Annotated in this window: 11 protein-coding genes, 1 tRNA gene and 2 pseudogenes; 10 read left to right on the top strand and 4 right to left on the bottom strand. The window is 72.4% G+C overall.

Features of this window, described 5'->3' with window-relative positions; genetic code table 11:
* The first annotated feature begins 72 nt into the window (after positions 1 to 72).
* The 7 genes from OP04_RS26495 to OP04_RS26460 all read left to right on the top strand — a co-directional run bounded on the left by OP04_RS26495 (position 73) and on the right by OP04_RS26460 (position 8,429).
* Entirely contained in the window at positions 73 to 750 is a 678-nt protein-coding gene (locus OP04_RS26495; protein ID WP_033342531.1) for a response regulator transcription factor, read from the top strand.
* Positions 747 to 1,907 (top strand): HAMP domain-containing sensor histidine kinase, encoded by a 1,161-nt coding sequence (locus OP04_RS26490; RefSeq protein WP_332309681.1) that lies wholly within the window; start codon positions 747 to 749, stop codon positions 1,905 to 1,907. Before OP04_RS26495 ends, OP04_RS26490 begins: the two co-directional genes overlap by 4 nt.
* A gap of 119 nt (positions 1,908 to 2,026) precedes the next feature.
* Complete coding sequence (locus OP04_RS26480) at positions 2,027 to 3,961, top strand: DUF4153 domain-containing protein (RefSeq protein WP_157240366.1); 1,935 nt, start codon at positions 2,027 to 2,029, stop codon at positions 3,959 to 3,961.
* A gap of 9 nt (positions 3,962 to 3,970) precedes the next feature.
* Positions 3,971 to 5,554, top strand: coding sequence for a hypothetical protein (locus tag OP04_RS26475; protein WP_157240364.1), 1,584 nt, complete (start codon positions 3,971 to 3,973; stop codon positions 5,552 to 5,554).
* A gap of 97 nt (positions 5,555 to 5,651) precedes the next feature.
* Entirely contained in the window at positions 5,652 to 7,073 is a 1,422-nt protein-coding gene (locus OP04_RS26470) for a sensor histidine kinase (RefSeq protein WP_033342529.1), read from the top strand.
* A complete protein-coding gene (locus tag OP04_RS26465; RefSeq protein WP_033342528.1) occupies positions 7,070 to 7,720 on the top strand; it encodes a response regulator in 651 nt (216 codons plus the stop codon). Before OP04_RS26470 ends, OP04_RS26465 begins: the two co-directional genes overlap by 4 nt.
* Before the next feature lie 70 nt (positions 7,721 to 7,790).
* Positions 7,791 to 8,429: a DedA family protein gene (locus tag OP04_RS26460; RefSeq protein ID WP_033342527.1), complete on the top strand. Its 639-nt coding sequence runs from the start codon at positions 7,791 to 7,793 to the stop codon at positions 8,427 to 8,429.
* 2 nt (positions 8,430 to 8,431) lie between these two features.
* Here OP04_RS26460 and OP04_RS26455 read toward each other — a convergent pair whose 3' ends face one another.
* A complete protein-coding gene (locus tag OP04_RS26455; protein ID WP_033342526.1) occupies positions 8,432 to 9,628 on the bottom strand; it encodes a macrolide family glycosyltransferase in 1,197 nt (398 codons plus the stop codon).
* Positions 9,629 to 9,739: 111 nt separating this feature from the next.
* Positions 9,740 to 10,432, bottom strand: a complete 693-nt coding sequence (locus OP04_RS26450) for a helix-turn-helix transcriptional regulator (protein ID WP_198153983.1) — start codon at positions 10,430 to 10,432, stop codon at positions 9,740 to 9,742.
* A gap of 356 nt (positions 10,433 to 10,788) precedes the next feature.
* Between OP04_RS26450 and OP04_RS52015 the strand changes: the two are divergent.
* Together OP04_RS52015 and OP04_RS54830 are read left to right on the top strand one after the other, a co-directional pair.
* Positions 10,789 to 11,472: pseudogene (locus OP04_RS52015) on the top strand (hypothetical protein); the annotation flags it as partial.
* Positions 11,464 to 11,727, top strand: a pseudogene (locus OP04_RS54830) (hypothetical protein); the annotation flags it as partial. The pseudogenes OP04_RS52015 and OP04_RS54830, both read left to right, overlap by 9 nt.
* Before the next feature lie 394 nt (positions 11,728 to 12,121).
* Here OP04_RS54830 and OP04_RS26435 read toward each other — a convergent pair.
* A tRNA-Val gene (locus OP04_RS26435) sits at positions 12,122 to 12,193 on the bottom strand.
* 76 nt (positions 12,194 to 12,269) lie between these two features.
* Positions 12,270 to 12,680 carry a TIGR02611 family protein gene (locus tag OP04_RS26430; protein ID WP_232323747.1) on the bottom strand — a complete coding sequence of 137 codons (411 nt, stop codon included), beginning with the start codon at positions 12,678 to 12,680 and terminating at the stop codon, positions 12,270 to 12,272.
* Positions 12,681 to 13,031: 351 nt separating this feature from the next.
* On the opposite strand from OP04_RS26430, the gene OP04_RS26425 reads away from it, so the two are divergent.
* A complete protein-coding gene (locus OP04_RS26425; protein WP_033342524.1) occupies positions 13,032 to 13,463 on the top strand; it encodes an SsgA family sporulation/cell division regulator in 432 nt (143 codons plus the stop codon).
* Positions 13,464 to 13,538: the final 75 nt, after the last annotated feature.

The following is a 13,538-nucleotide window of genomic DNA, read 5'->3' as shown; positions in this document are numbered from 1 at the left end:
CACGACCGGCCCCTCCCGCGCGCACAACCTGCCCCTAAAGTCACTCCCAACGGGGGTCCACGAGGAGGAGTCATGGCCGCACAACGGACGATCCTGGTCGTCGAGGACGAGCGCGCGATCGCGGATGCGGTCGCGGCCCGGCTGCGCGCCGAGGGCTTCCTCGTGCACTGCGTGGGTGACGGCCCGGCCGCGGTCGAGGCCGCGCGCCGGATCCGCCCCGACGCCGTGGTGCTCGACGTGATGCTGCCCGGCTTCGACGGGCTGGAGGTGTGCCGCCGCCTGCAGGCGGAGCGCCCGGTGCCGGTGCTGATGCTCACCGCCCGTGACGACGAGACCGACCTGCTGATCGGGCTCGCGGTCGGTGCGGACGACTACCTGACCAAGCCGTTCTCCATGCGTGAGCTGACCGCGCGCGTGCACGCGCTGCTGCGCCGCATGACCAAGGCCTCAGCCGGCGAGCCGCCGATCGTGCTCGGCGACCTGGAGATCAACCGGGCCGAGCGGCGGGTGACGCGGGCCGGCGTGGAGGCGCACCTGACGCCGACCGAGTTCGACCTGCTGGTGCACCTGGCCGGGCGCCCGCGCACGGTGCTGCCCCGGGAGCGGCTGCTGGCGGATGTCTGGGGCTGGGCCGACGCGTCCGGCACCCGCACGGTGGACAGCCACATCAAGGGGCTGCGCCGCAAGCTCGGCGCCGACCTGATCCGCACCGTGCACGGCGTGGGCTACGCGCTGGAGGTGGATCGGTGACGCACCTGCGCGGCCGCCCCACCGCGGGGCTGAATGCGATGATCCGTGCCGGCTCCGAGACGCTCAACGCGATCTACCGCGTCGGCGGCTGGGTGCGGGCCCGCCCACCGGTCGGCCCGGTGATGAATGTGGTGGAGCGCCTGCTCGGCCGGCTCCCCCGCCCGCTCGACCCGGTCCGCTCGATCAAGGCGAAACTGTCGCTCGCGCTCGGCCTGGCCGGCGGCGTCGGCCTGCTCGTGTTGTGGTACTCGTTGAGGTGGATCCCGCTCAACGTGGCGTTCATCGCGTCCGCGGTCGCGCTCGCGCTGCTCACGCTGCAGATCGCGGCGCACGGCGCGACCGTGCCGCTGCGCGAGATGACCGAGGCGGCCCGGCAGATGGCCCGCGGCGACTACACCCGGCGCGTGCACACCAGCTCGCGGGACGAGGTCGGCGAGCTGGCCGCCGCGTTCAACCTGATGGCCTCCGACCTCGCCGCGGCGGACGGGCAGCGGCGCGAGCTGATCGCCAGCGTCTCGCACGAGCTGCGCACGCCGATCACCGCGCTGCGCGGCATGCTGGAGAACATCGTCGACGGCGTCTCCGCGCCGGACCCGGCCGCCATGCGCACCGCGCTCGCCCAGTCCGAGCGGCTCGGCCGGCTCGTCGCGGAGCTGCTCGACCTCTCCCGGCTGGACGCCGGCGTCGTGCCGATGACGCTCACCGCGATCGCGCTGGACGAGTTCCTGCCGGACGTGGTCGCGGAGGCGCAGGTGAACAGCCCGGCCGTGCCGATCACGCTGGACGCGGCACCCGGTCTCACGCTCGACGGCGACCCCGAGCGGCTCCACCAGCTCTTCGCGAACCTGCTGGACAACGCGGCCCGGCACAGCCCGCCCGGCGGCACGGTCCGGCTCCGCGTCGCCGCGGACGGCGACGACGACGTGCTGTTCTCCGTCGCCGACCAGGGCAGCGGCATCCCGGTCGCGGAGCGCGGGCGCGTGTTCGAGCGGTTCACCCGCGGCGAGCGCGCGACCGGCGGCGGGACCGGGCTGGGGCTGGCGATCGCGCGCTGGGTGGTGCAGCTGCACCACGGCGGCATCGAGGTCGTCGACCCGGGGCCGGACGACGCGATGACCGGCTGCCACGTGCAGGTCCGGCTGCCGCGCAAAAACTGACCTGCCGTGCGCGGTGATGATTCGCCGCGCTGATCACGTCACTTGGATACAGCGTTCCACCGTCCGCGCGTTCGCGTGGCCGGGCGCTGCCACCTGCCTACCAACGGGAGTACGCCGCCGTGACCACCGACCCGCACCGACCGCCGGCCTCACCCGCCGCATCGCCACCACCGCCGGCACCGGCCGACACGCCGCCGGCCGACACGCCGCCAGCCGTCGCGCCGTCGGCCGACAGGCCGCCGGCCGAGCCCGGCTCGCCGCTGTTGCCGGCGGGCGTGCCGCAACCGACGGTCGCATCCGCCGCGCCGCGGCAGCCGATAGGCCCGCAGGCCCCGTCGCCGCAGGCCCCGTCGCCGCAGGCCCCGTCGCCGCAGGCCCCGTCGCCGCAGGCCCCGTCGCCGCAGGCCCCGGCCGCACCGCAGCAGTCGTCCGCGCCCCGGCAACCGTCCGGCCCGCCCGGCGCGGCGAACCCGGCGCCGGGTGCCGCGGCCGAGAGACCGGGAGGATCCTGGGTCACCGTGCCCGGGAAGCCGGGAGCCGTCTGGCAGGCCGCACCGGTCCAGGGCCCGCCGCCCGCCCCGTTCCCCGAGCGCTGGACCGGTCCCGGCGCGCCGGCCGGGCCCGCCGCCGTCATCGCGCTGCTCGTCGCCGCCGCGATCGGCGCGACCACGCTGACCGTCGACCTGGCCGGTCTCGGCTGGCTGATCACCGCGCTGGCCGGCGGCGCCGCGATCGTGGTGGCGGGCCGCTCGCGCGGGCACTCGGAGATGCCGCCGCCGCGCGTCACGCTGCCCGCGCCGGAGAACGCGCGCCCGGCCGACCGCTACCTCTGGGCCGCGGCCACGCTGCTGCTCGCCGGCGCCGGCACGATCCGGGCCGCCGGCTGGCTGTTCGCGCTCTGCCTGGTGACCGCGCTGGCCACGGCCGTGCTCGCCGCGGTCGGCGACCGCTCGGTCCGGGCGCTGGCCTACGTCGTGATGATCCTGCCCGCGGCCGCCGGCCGGGCCCTGCCCTGGCTGGCCCGCGGCGCGCGCACGATCCGGCGACGCGGGTCCGGCGAGGCGCCCCGCCTGGCGCTGCCGATCCTGCTGACCGTGGTGCTGGTGCTGGTGTTCGGCGCGCTCTTCGCGTCCGCGGACGCGGCCTTCAACTCGCTGATCGTCTCCGCGCTCCCCACGCCGGACGGCATGATCGTGGCCCGCGTGATCCTGCTGTTCCCGGCGCTGGCGCTGGTGTTCGGCGCGGTGGCGTTCACCCGGAACGCGCCGCCGCGCACCGCGGACCTGAACGAGCCGCTGCGCCGCCCGTTCCGCCGGGCCGAGTGGCTGATTCCGCTGGTCGCGCTGGACCTGCTGTTCGGCGCGTTCGTGCTGGTGCAGGCCGCGACGCTGTTCGGCGGCATGCGGCACGTGCTGGCGACGGACGGCCTGACCTACGCGGAGTACGCCCGGTCCGGCTTCTGGCAGCTGCTCGTGGTCACCGGCCTGACGCTGGTGGTGATCAGCGTCGCCGCGATCACGGCGCCGCGCGCGTCCCGGGCGGACCGGGTGCTGGTCCGCGTGCTGCTCGGCGTGCTGTCCGGCCTGACGCTGCTGATCGTGGCATCCGCATTGTCACGGATGTCGCTCTACGCGGACGTCTACGGCCTGACCCGGCTGCGTGTGCTGGTCTTCGCCTGCGAGATCTGGCTCGGCGTCGTGTTCGTGACGGTGCTGGTCGCCGGCCTCCGGCTGCGCGCGTCCTGGCTGCCCCGGGCCGTGTTCGGCGCGGCCGTGGTGGGCATGCTGGCGCTGGTCGCGGTGAACCCGGACGCGCTGATCGCCCGGCACAACCTGCGACAGGACCGGATCGACACCGCCTACCTCAGTACGCTGTCCGCGGACGCGGTGCCGGAACTGGTGAAGTCCGACGACACCTGCCTGATCGCCGGCATCGCCCGGGACCTGGACGTGGATCATCAGGACGCACCGCAGAACTTCAACCTGGCCCGCGCACGGGCCAGGGAACTCCTGAAGGACCGGCGCATCACCTGCACGTACCCCTATCCGCGATAACATCCATCGATGTCAATAAAAGCATTGATGGTCGCCGTCCTTCTCGCCCCCGCACCGGCACCCGCGGCCCCACCGGCGCCGGCACCGCAGCTCGTCACGAGCGTGGACACCAGCGCCGGTGGCACCGGCGCGCGGCTGCTGCTCGGCGACGTCAGCGGCGACGGGCGGCTGGACATCGTCACCATGCAGCCGTCCTACCTGGCCAGCGACGTCTACATCGGGCGTCAGGTCCAGTCGCTGGCCGCGTTCGACGTGGGCAGCGGGGAGAAGCTGTGGCAGGTCGGCACGCCGGACCCGCGGGTGACCAGCAACGGCACCGACATCCCGGCCGAGATCTACGACCTGGACGGCGACGGGGACAACGAGGTCCTCGCCGTCATGGAGGGCGTGTTCCGCGTCTTCGACGGCCGCACCGGCACGCTGGTCCGCGAGTTCCCGGTGCCGGGGCCGAACGCGTGGGACACCATCGTCATCGCGAACACCCGCGGGCTGGACCGGCCGCGCGACCTGGTCTTCAAGGACCGCTACGCCCAGGTCTGGGTGACCGACGAGTTCGGCACGCTGCTCTGGTCGCACACCGGCACGGTCGGCCACCGGCCGTACCCGCATGATTTCGACGACGACGGGCGGCAGGAACTCCTCGCCGGGTACGACTTCGTCAGGCCGGACGGCACGCTGGTCTGGACCGCGCCGATGGCCGACCATCCGGACTCGATCGCGGTCGGTGACCTGGACGGAGACGGCCGCGAGGACATCGTCTTCGGTGGCGCCGGCCGCGGCGGTGACAGCACCGACGCGTACCGCTCGGACGGTTCTCTGCTCTGGGAGAACCTCGACGCGGTGGAGGCTCAGCAGGTCGGGATGGGCGACTTCCGCCCCGACCTGCCCGGCCTGGAGGTGGCCGGGCTGGACCGCGTGGACCGCACGTCCACCACCGGTAAGGATTCGCTCTACCTGGTCTCCGCGACCGGCGACACGCTCTGGAAGGAGCAGCGGACCACGCTCGGCTGCTGGGGCACCGTGCTGGAACCGCTGCACAACTGGGACGGCACCTACGGTGACCTGCTGCTGTCCTGGAACCGCGGCTGCGGCGAGGTGGCCGGCATCTGGGACGGTCACGGTCAGCGCGTGGCCACGTTCCCGGTCGACGGCCGCATGATGCGCGGCGACGTGTGCGGCGACGACCGGACCGAGGTCGTCGACTACGTGATGGGCGACCGCGCCTACCTCTACGCGAACGGCCCCTGTGACCTGGCCGCGAAGGTCACCGGACGCCCGCTCCCGCAGTCCAAGCGCCTCTACGACTACAGCCGCTACACCGCGGAGGAGATCCCGTCCGACCACGCGGCCGGCCGCCGCTGGGTCGACGGCCGCGTGGACCTGGGCCGGCTGCGCGAACTGACCGGCGTCACGGCCTCGTTCGCCCGGCGTGGCCCGGTCGAGTTCCAGGTGGAGGTGTCCGCGGACGGCCGCCGGTGGACCCGCGTCGCCACCGGCCGGAACGGCCGGGTCGAGTTCACCGCGCTCGGCCGCTACGTCCGGGTGACCGCGTGCGCGCCGCTGACCGCGGGCTCGGTGCTCGGCACCCGGTAGCCGGGCCCAGGCGGCACCCGGTAGTGGTGTGGTTCAGGGTCGGCACCTGTCTTTCGGCAGGTGCCGGCCGCGGCCGGGCGCTGTTAGCGTGGCCGGGATGGGGCGACGACTGCGTACCCCGGCGATCCTGGTTTTCCTGGTGCTCTCGATCGTCGTCCAGGGTGGGGTGTCCGGGCCGGTGGCGGCCGGGACCGCGCTCGTCGCCGGTGCGGTGCTGGCCTGGCAACGGTTCCCGCTGGCCGCGCTGGCACTGGCCACGTCGGTGAGCCTGCTCCGCGATCCCTCCACCGTGCCGATGCTGGGCGCGGTGGCGGTCTGTTTCGCGGCCGGACGCCGCCTGGAGAGCGTGGGTCCGCCACAGATCGTGTTCGCGGTGGTGGCCGTCGCCGGGCTGCCGGTCGCGGCCGCGAACGGGACGCCGAGCGACGCGATCAACGTGGTGCTGACCGAGTTCCTCGTGTGCGCGCTGCCGTGGTGGGCCGGGAGCTGGTGGCGGCAGCGCGCCGAGCTGGCGCGCGCGGGCTGGGAGCGGGCCGCGCGGATGGAACTGCTCGCCGAGCAGGCGCGGCTGCACGAGCGGACCCGGATCGCGCGGGACATGCACGACTCGCTCGGCCACGAGCTGAGCCTGATGGCGCTGCTGGCCGGCGGCCTGGAGGTTGCCCGCGACCTCCCCGAGGAGCATCACGAGACGGCGGTACGGCTGCGGGCCGGCGCGGTCTCGGCCACGCACCGGCTGCACGAGATCATCGGCGTGCTCGGCGCCGAGCCGGGGCCCGCCGCGCTGGAGCCGTCCGGGGCGGACGTGTCGTCGCTGGTCACGCGCGCGCGGGAGGCCGGGGTGACGGTGACGCTGACCGGTTCTCCGCATCCCGGGAATCGCCACGCGGTGTACCGGGTGGTACAGGAGGCGCTGACGAACGCGATCAAGCATGCGCCGGGTGCGGCGGTCACGATCACGCTCACCGACTCCTCGGCGAGCGTGATCAACACGCGGCCGCGGCACCGTCCCGACCCGGCCGGCAGCGGGTCCGGGCTGATCAGCCTGGCCGAGCGGGTCCGGCTGGCCGGTGGCACGCTGCGTACCGGCCCGCTGCCGGACGGCGGCTTCGAGGTGCACGCCGGCCTGCCCCGGACGCCCGGCAGCCCGGCCCCGCCGCCGACCCGCCGGACCTATGAGGAGCACCTGCGCGGTGAGCTGCTGCGCGGCGCCCGGCTCCCGGCCGTGCTCGGCGCCGGCGCGGTCGTCGTGCTGCTCGGCGCCTACGTCCTCACGGCCGTCACCACCTCGCTCGGCCCGGACGTCTATGCCGGCCTCACGCCCGGCACGCCACGCACCGCGATCGCGCTCCCGCACAGCTACATCCGCACGCCACCGCCGGTGCTCACCGAGCCGCCGGTCCCCGCGCACGCCCGCTGCGAGTACTACCGGCTCGGCCTGTTCGACCTGTCGGACAGCCTGTACCGGTTGTGCTTCGCGGACGGCGCCCTGATCACGAAGGACCTGCTGACCCGATGATCCGAGTGCTGATCGCGGACGACGAACCGATGATCCGGTCCGGCGTCCGCGCGATCCTGCGCACCGACCCCGGCCTGGAGATCGTCGCGGAGGCGTCCGACGGCGGCGAGGCCGTGACGCTGGCCGCGCACCACCTGCCGGACGTGGCGCTGCTCGACATCCGCATGCCCGTGCTCGACGGCCTGGCCGCCGCCGAGCGCATCCGCGCGGGGTCGCCCGGGACCGCGGTGATCATCCTGACCACGTTCGGCGAGGACGAGTACATCGTGCGCGCGCTCGACTCCGGCGCCGCCGGCTTCCTCCTGAAGGCGCTCGACCCGCACGAGCTCATCGCCGGCGTCCGCGCCGTGGCCGGCGGCGCCGCGTGCCTCTCCCCCGCGATCGCCCAGCGCGTCATCGCCCAGTGGCGACAGGCAATACCCAGCCGGGGGTACGCCGCCCGCGCGCGGATCCAGGCCCTGGCACCCCGGGAGCGGGACGTGCTGGCCCTGCTCGGCGCCGGTCTCTCCAACGCCGAGATCGCCTCCCGCCTGCACTTCGTCGAGGGCACGGTGAAAAGCTACGTCAGCGCGATCCTCACCCGGCTGGAGGTCCGCAACCGCGTGCAGGCCGCGGTGCTGGCCGTCGAGGCCGGGCTCGTCCCCTGACTTTTCTCCGGGTCGCGCTCTTACTTTCGCCGGATGCCGCTCGGGCCCCGCGGTTCATAGCGTCGGAGCCATGATTGAGCTGCTCGACGCCGCCATCACGTCGCCCTGGGTCTACCTGGCACTGTTCGCGGTCGCGTTGCTGGACGGCTTCTTCCCGATCGTCCCCTCGGAGACCATGGTCATCACCGCCGGTGTCTTCGCCGCGACCGGCGAGCCGAACCTCGCGCTGGTCATCGCCGTGGCCGCGGCCGGCGCGTTCTGCGGCGACCACGTCTCCTACCAGATCGGCCGCTCCACCGGGCTCGCCCGCCGCGTCCCCGCGCACGGCAGGCGCCGGGCCGCGTTCGACTGGGCCACGCAGGCGCTCGCCACCCGCGGCGGGCTGCTGCTGGTGATCGCCCGTTACATCCCCGGCGGCCGTACCGCCGCCACGCTCACCATGGGGGCGGTCGGCTATCCGCGGGCGAGGTTCGCGCTGTTCGGCGCGCTCGCCGCCGTCTCCTGGGCCGTCTACTCCGGCGTGATCGGCTTCGTCGGCGGTCACGCGTTCGAGGAGAACAAGCTGCTCGGCGTCGTCTTCGCCATCGGCATGGCGCTGTCCCTGACCGTGGTGATCGAGGTCGGGCGCTGGCTGCACGGGCGGCGGCACCGTCCCCTTCCGACGACGGTCGCCGAGCCCGCACGATCGCTGGTCACCAGCGCGGACTGACCCTAACCTCCCGTCGGCGTCCACAGCTTCTCGACGGCGTCGGCGGCCGCGACCGCGCCGCCGGCCTCCTGGACGTGCCGGGCCAGGTCGGCGAGGTTCCCGCGTACCACGTCGCTGGTGTCCATCGCGGTCACGGCGTCGCGCAGCGCGGCGGCGGTCTGCTCCGGCAGCGTGACGCCGAGGCCGAGCTCGTCCAGCCGCCGGGCGTTCGCGACCTGCTCGGGCGTCTGCGGCACGGAGACCGTGGGCACCCGGTGGAGGATCGCCTCCATGGCAGAGTTCATCCCGGCGTGCGTGACGAACACCCGGGCATGCGCGAGCACCTCCAGCTGCGGGAAGTACGGACGCACCTCGACATTCGGCGGTATCTCGCCCAGCTCGGCGGGGTCGACCCGGGTGCCGACGGCCATGGCGACCTGCCAGCCGGTGCCCGCGAACGCGTCGATGCAGAGCCGGAAGAACTCCGGATGCTGGTTCATCATCGTCCCCAGCGCGACGAACAGCAGCGGGGTCCCGGCCACGGGCGGCTCCCAGCCGGCCGCGACGACGCGGTCGTGCCCGGACGGCCCGACGAAGACGTAGTCGTCGCCGAACGTCTCGCCGTGGTACTGGAACCGCCGCGGCACGAAGACGATGTTGAGGTCGGCCGCGGTACGGGTCAGCGCCGTGCCCAGCGTCCGCGTGATGCCGAGCGTCGCGCCGTAGGCACGCACCCGCGCGTCCGCGGCCGCCTCGGAGGCGGCGAGGCGCTCCGGATCGGGGACGAACTCGTCCAGCAGCGAATAGTGCGCGTTCGCGGCGAACGTGGGGACCAGCTGCACCGCGGGCACGCCGAGAAGCTCGGCGAGCATCGCGCCGGAGACCGAGCTGCCGTCGTAACAGACCGCGTCCGGCCGATCCGCGGCGAACCCGTCACGCAGCACGGGCAGCTCCCGGCCGGTCCGGTCGAGCAGCATCCCCGCGATCATCGCGACCACGTCCGCGTTCCGCATCGCGCTCTGCCCCGCCTGCCCGCCACCGAGGTCGTTCTCCGGCAGCGGCAGATACCCGGCCCCCGCCTGCCGCACCGCCTCGGCGAACGGCGCGCCGACCGCGTAGGTGACCCGGTGCCCGCGCCGCACCAGCTCCGCCACCACCGGCAGCGTCGGATTGATGTGGCCGGCACCGTCACGGCCGACGAAAGCAAGGTGTCGTTGCATCGGATGAGGCTCCACTTCGGTCTCCCGGATCACGGTTCTCCGGGCTCCGATCACCGTAAGCAGGCCGCCGGACGCATGGCGGTCAACCGATAACGCGCAACGGCCACCCCGTCATCGGCGCCCGTCCGCATTCACGTACAGGCCGGGCGTCTGCCCCGTGGCGCGGCGGAACGCGGCAATGAAGGCGCTCGGCCTGCCGTATCCGACCGCACGGGCGGTGGCGTCGACCGTTCTCCCCTCGGCCAGCAGCGCCACGGCGGCCCGGATCCGGACCTGCGTGCGCCACGCGGCGAAGCTCAGCCCCGTCTCCGCCAGGAAGAGCCGGGACAGCGTACGCACGCTCGCATGCACGTGATCCGCCCAATCCGCCAGCTCACGCCGGTCCGCCGGGTCGATCACCAGCCGCTCCGCGACCGCGCGCACCCGCGGATCCTCCGGCATGGCCACCTGCACCTCATGGGTCGGCAGCGGCGCGATCAGCGCGAAGAGCAACCGTTCGCCGGCGTCCCGGCTCACGTCCTCCGGCGTGATGCGGCACAGGTGCCGGATCAGCTCCCGCAGCAGCGGCCCGGCCGCGACGCCGGTGGGTTCGCTCCAGTCGATCGGACACCGTGCCGCATCGAAGTGCAGGATCGACAACTCCCCGTCCCGCACCACCGTCCCGCCGTGCGCGACCCCGCCCGGAACCCACAACCCGTACCCCGGCGGAATCAGCCACTCCCTGCCCCCCACCGTCCCGCCCAGCGTCGCCGCCCCGCTCCACAACAGCACCGGCTCCGGATGCACGTGCGTCGCCCGCCGCACCACCCCTTCCCCACGCCGGATACTCAGAATCGGCGACCCAGAAAGCTCCACGCCGGCGAGCCTATTGCGGCGGGATCTGGTGGGTGCCGGCCAGAGACCAGATCGCGTTCGCCGTCTGCATCACGGGCCGAGTAGTGCCAGCGGGACGACGGCGATAGGCGCGCTCACCCGCGTAGTTCGGTACTGCCCTGCTCGGCGCGCAGCAGCGCACCGTTGTCGAGCCCGAGCAGCCGCGCGGCCAGGGCCGGGTCGGCGAGCTGATGTGTGGGGGATCGACCGAGCCGGTCGAGGTGGTTTCGGCCGGGAATCCACGGCGGACCGGGTAGCCCTGTTCGGGGGCCCCGAGCGCACGCCGTCAGGACGCGAAGCCGGAGGAGATTCCGGTGGTCACCTTCATGAAGGACGCCCTGCCCGGTGCCGCGAGCATCGACCTGTGGGTCGCCAACAGCCACGAGCCGCACTTCGTCAGCCTCACCACCGGTCGGCACCCGGCCGCCCCGCCGCTGGTCACCTGGGACAACGATTTCGGCTGGTCCTACGGCGGCAACGTCACCGACTCGATCAAGGAGAAGGTGAAGCGGGCCGGCGGCAACGTCACGGGCAAGGTGCGGGTGAGCCTGTCCCGGTTCAACCACGACGACCTCGACCTGCACGTGTTCGAACCCAACGGCGACCACATCTGGTACCGGGAGAAGCGCAACAAACTCGACGTCGACATGAACGCGGGCGGTCCGTTCTCCCGCGAGCCGGTGGAGAACGTCACCTGGGCCGGCATCGTCCCGGACGGCGAGTACCGGATCGAGGTGAATCAGTACAACAAGAGGGAGAGCACCGAGGTCGGCAACCGCCACTACTTCTTCATGCTGAAGGGGTGTGTGAACGACCAGCCGACGCGGGGGATCTACAACGAGTTCCTCCGCCGGGACCTGCAACCGCACCGCAAGGTGTTCGAGGTTCTCGGCGACCGCACCAGGTGCGAGCCGTCCCCGGACCAGCTGTCCGGCCTCGGATTCAGCTCCACGATCCGCAGCAAGGCCGTCAACGCCGAGCTCAAGGCCATCGACACCGAGTCGTTCGTGGCCACCGAGACCAACCCGGCCAGGGCAGCCTTGGAGACCAAGCTGGAGGTCGTCAAGCACGTCATCGCCGTCCGCCTCGCGGAGGACCAGGCGGCGAAGGCCACGGCGGCCAAGAAACTGGAGAAGGAGAAGCTGCTGGCAGTCCTGGGCCGCAAGCAGGACGCGGTCCTGGAGAACCTGACCGAGGCAGAGCTGCCGGCCCAGGTGCGGGCCCTGCTGCGCCGGCGCACGCCGGCCGACGACGGGGAGTCACAGATCCTGTCGTTCGCCACGAGCACAGAGATCATGAGTGGCTGCCTCTCAGGAGCGCGGCCGTCCTTTACGGCGCCGGCACCGGCCTGGTCGCCGTGCAGCACGGCGCGCTCAGCCGTGCCCGACGAGGCCGAGACCCGCGTCGCCCGGCAATGCCTACTGTCCTGAACGATCCTGAGACGACCGTTAGAACGGTGCGCAGGCCGGTTGCGGCAACGGGTACGGCCAGACCGAGAGCGGTACGTAACCGCCCAGCGCCCCCACCACACCGCGGGGTTTCAGGGGGCTCGGCCCCCTGAGCAGAATGACGAGAGGCCGCGGTTCGCGCTTTCCGCGAACACACGGCCCCTGCATCTCGTGGGCGATACTGGGTTCGAACCAGTGACCTCTCCGGTGTGAACGGAGCGCTCTTCCACTGAGCTAATCGCCCTTGCGAGAAGGAACAATACCGGATACCCAGGCCCGGACGCACATCGGGGTTGCGGCACGGCCGGGCCAGCAGGGTTTCAGGGGCGGCCGAGCAGATCGAGGCCGATCCGGAACAGGTCGATGCCCATCGTGAGCTTCAGTGACAGCCAGACGACGGCGCTGATGAAGACGAAGCAGAGGAGGCCGAGGAGGGAGCGGAGCGGCCAGGGCTGGCGCATGATCCAGCGGGTCCAGGCCTGGACGTGTTTGCGGGTGAAGTGGAGCAGGTGGCGGGCCCAGGCGAACTCGACGGCCCAGATGGCGAGGCCGACGATGACGATGCCCCAGCCGGGGCCGGGGAGCGGGATGGCGACGATGCCGACCGCGACCACGACGGCGCCGAGGATGCCGACGCCGATCTTGAGGGCTATGGCGCCGGTGGGGTTGGCGCGGATGAGGGCCATGCGGTCGTGGATGCCGCGCCGCCAGCGCGGGACCGGCTTGGTCACTTCCTCAAGGACCTCTTGCGCCTCATGATCACCCAGGGTGGTCCCGGTGGAATCGGACGCCGTGGAGGGATTTGCCGCCATTACCTACCCCCGGTAGCCCTAGGGCCGTCACTGATCTGGACAACTCGACGTTACCGGAGTGAGTCGACGTTGGTACCGCCGGAAACGGCGGACCGCGCAGCAGGCAAGACGCCGGGATCGTACTTGAAATCTTTCTTGGGAAAGAGCAGTTCGGCCCGACTTCCTACTACTGGGTGAGATCAGCGTATGACGGAGCGTAATCGGATGTATCCGCTGAGTATGGGATACGCGGGGTGAGTACCCCGCAGCGGTGCCGGGGGGAGAACGTCAATGAGTGTCATCCGACCGACGACCGTCGAGGTCGAGACGTCGCTGCGGCTTGTCGCACCGGATGCTACCGCGTTGCCGGTGCGCGCCAGCCTTCGCTATGACCCGTCAGATCCGTACGCGGTACACGTCCTCTTCCACGCCGAAACGGCCGGCGGAGAGGCCGTGAGCTGGTCATTTGCGAGGGAGCTGCTGGTCACCGGGCTCGACGAGCCGGCCGGGATCGGCGATGTCCGGGTGTGGCCGTGGGCCACTCCGAAGGGTGACTTCGTCGCCCTGGCCCTGTCGTCGCCGGATGGGAACGCCCTCTTCGAGGTGCCACGGAGCGTGCTGGTCCGGTTCCTTCGCCGGACGTACGTGGTGGTACCGAGGGGCCGCGAGGGCGAACACCTGGATGTCGATGCCGCCGTGAACCGGCTGCTGGCGGGGCGGTAGTAAAGGGCGCTTTTAACGCACTAAAAGGGACAAAAGAACTGATCTGACCCGCGCGGCTCCGATAAGGGCCGCGCG

Origin of the sequence: Catenuloplanes japonicus, from assembly GCF_000717135.1 — a bacterium.
Taxonomy (GTDB): Bacteria; Actinomycetota; Actinomycetes; order Mycobacteriales; family Micromonosporaceae; genus Catenuloplanes; species Catenuloplanes japonicus.
This window is presented reverse-complemented; position numbering and strand designations above follow the sequence as displayed.

Excerpts from the sequence above, each read along its gene's own strand:
- OP04_RS26475 (WP_157240364.1), top strand. The coding sequence starts at position 3,971 with ATGTCAATAAAAGCATTGATGGTCGCCGTCCTTCTCGCCCCCGCACCG.
- OP04_RS26425 (WP_033342524.1), top strand. The coding sequence starts at position 13,032 with ATGAGTGTCATCCGACCGACGACCGTCGAGGTCGAGACGTCGCTGCGG.
- OP04_RS26465 (WP_033342528.1), top strand. The coding sequence starts at position 7,070 with ATGATCCGAGTGCTGATCGCGGACGACGAACCGATGATCCGGTCCGGC.
- OP04_RS26455 (WP_033342526.1), bottom strand. The coding sequence starts at position 9,628 with ATGCAACGACACCTTGCTTTCGTCGGCCGTGACGGTGCCGGCCACATC.
- OP04_RS26495 (WP_033342531.1), top strand. The coding sequence starts at position 73 with ATGGCCGCACAACGGACGATCCTGGTCGTCGAGGACGAGCGCGCGATC.
- OP04_RS26460 (WP_033342527.1), top strand. The coding sequence starts at position 7,791 with ATGATTGAGCTGCTCGACGCCGCCATCACGTCGCCCTGGGTCTACCTG.
- OP04_RS26470 (WP_033342529.1), top strand. The coding sequence starts at position 5,652 with ATGGGGCGACGACTGCGTACCCCGGCGATCCTGGTTTTCCTGGTGCTC.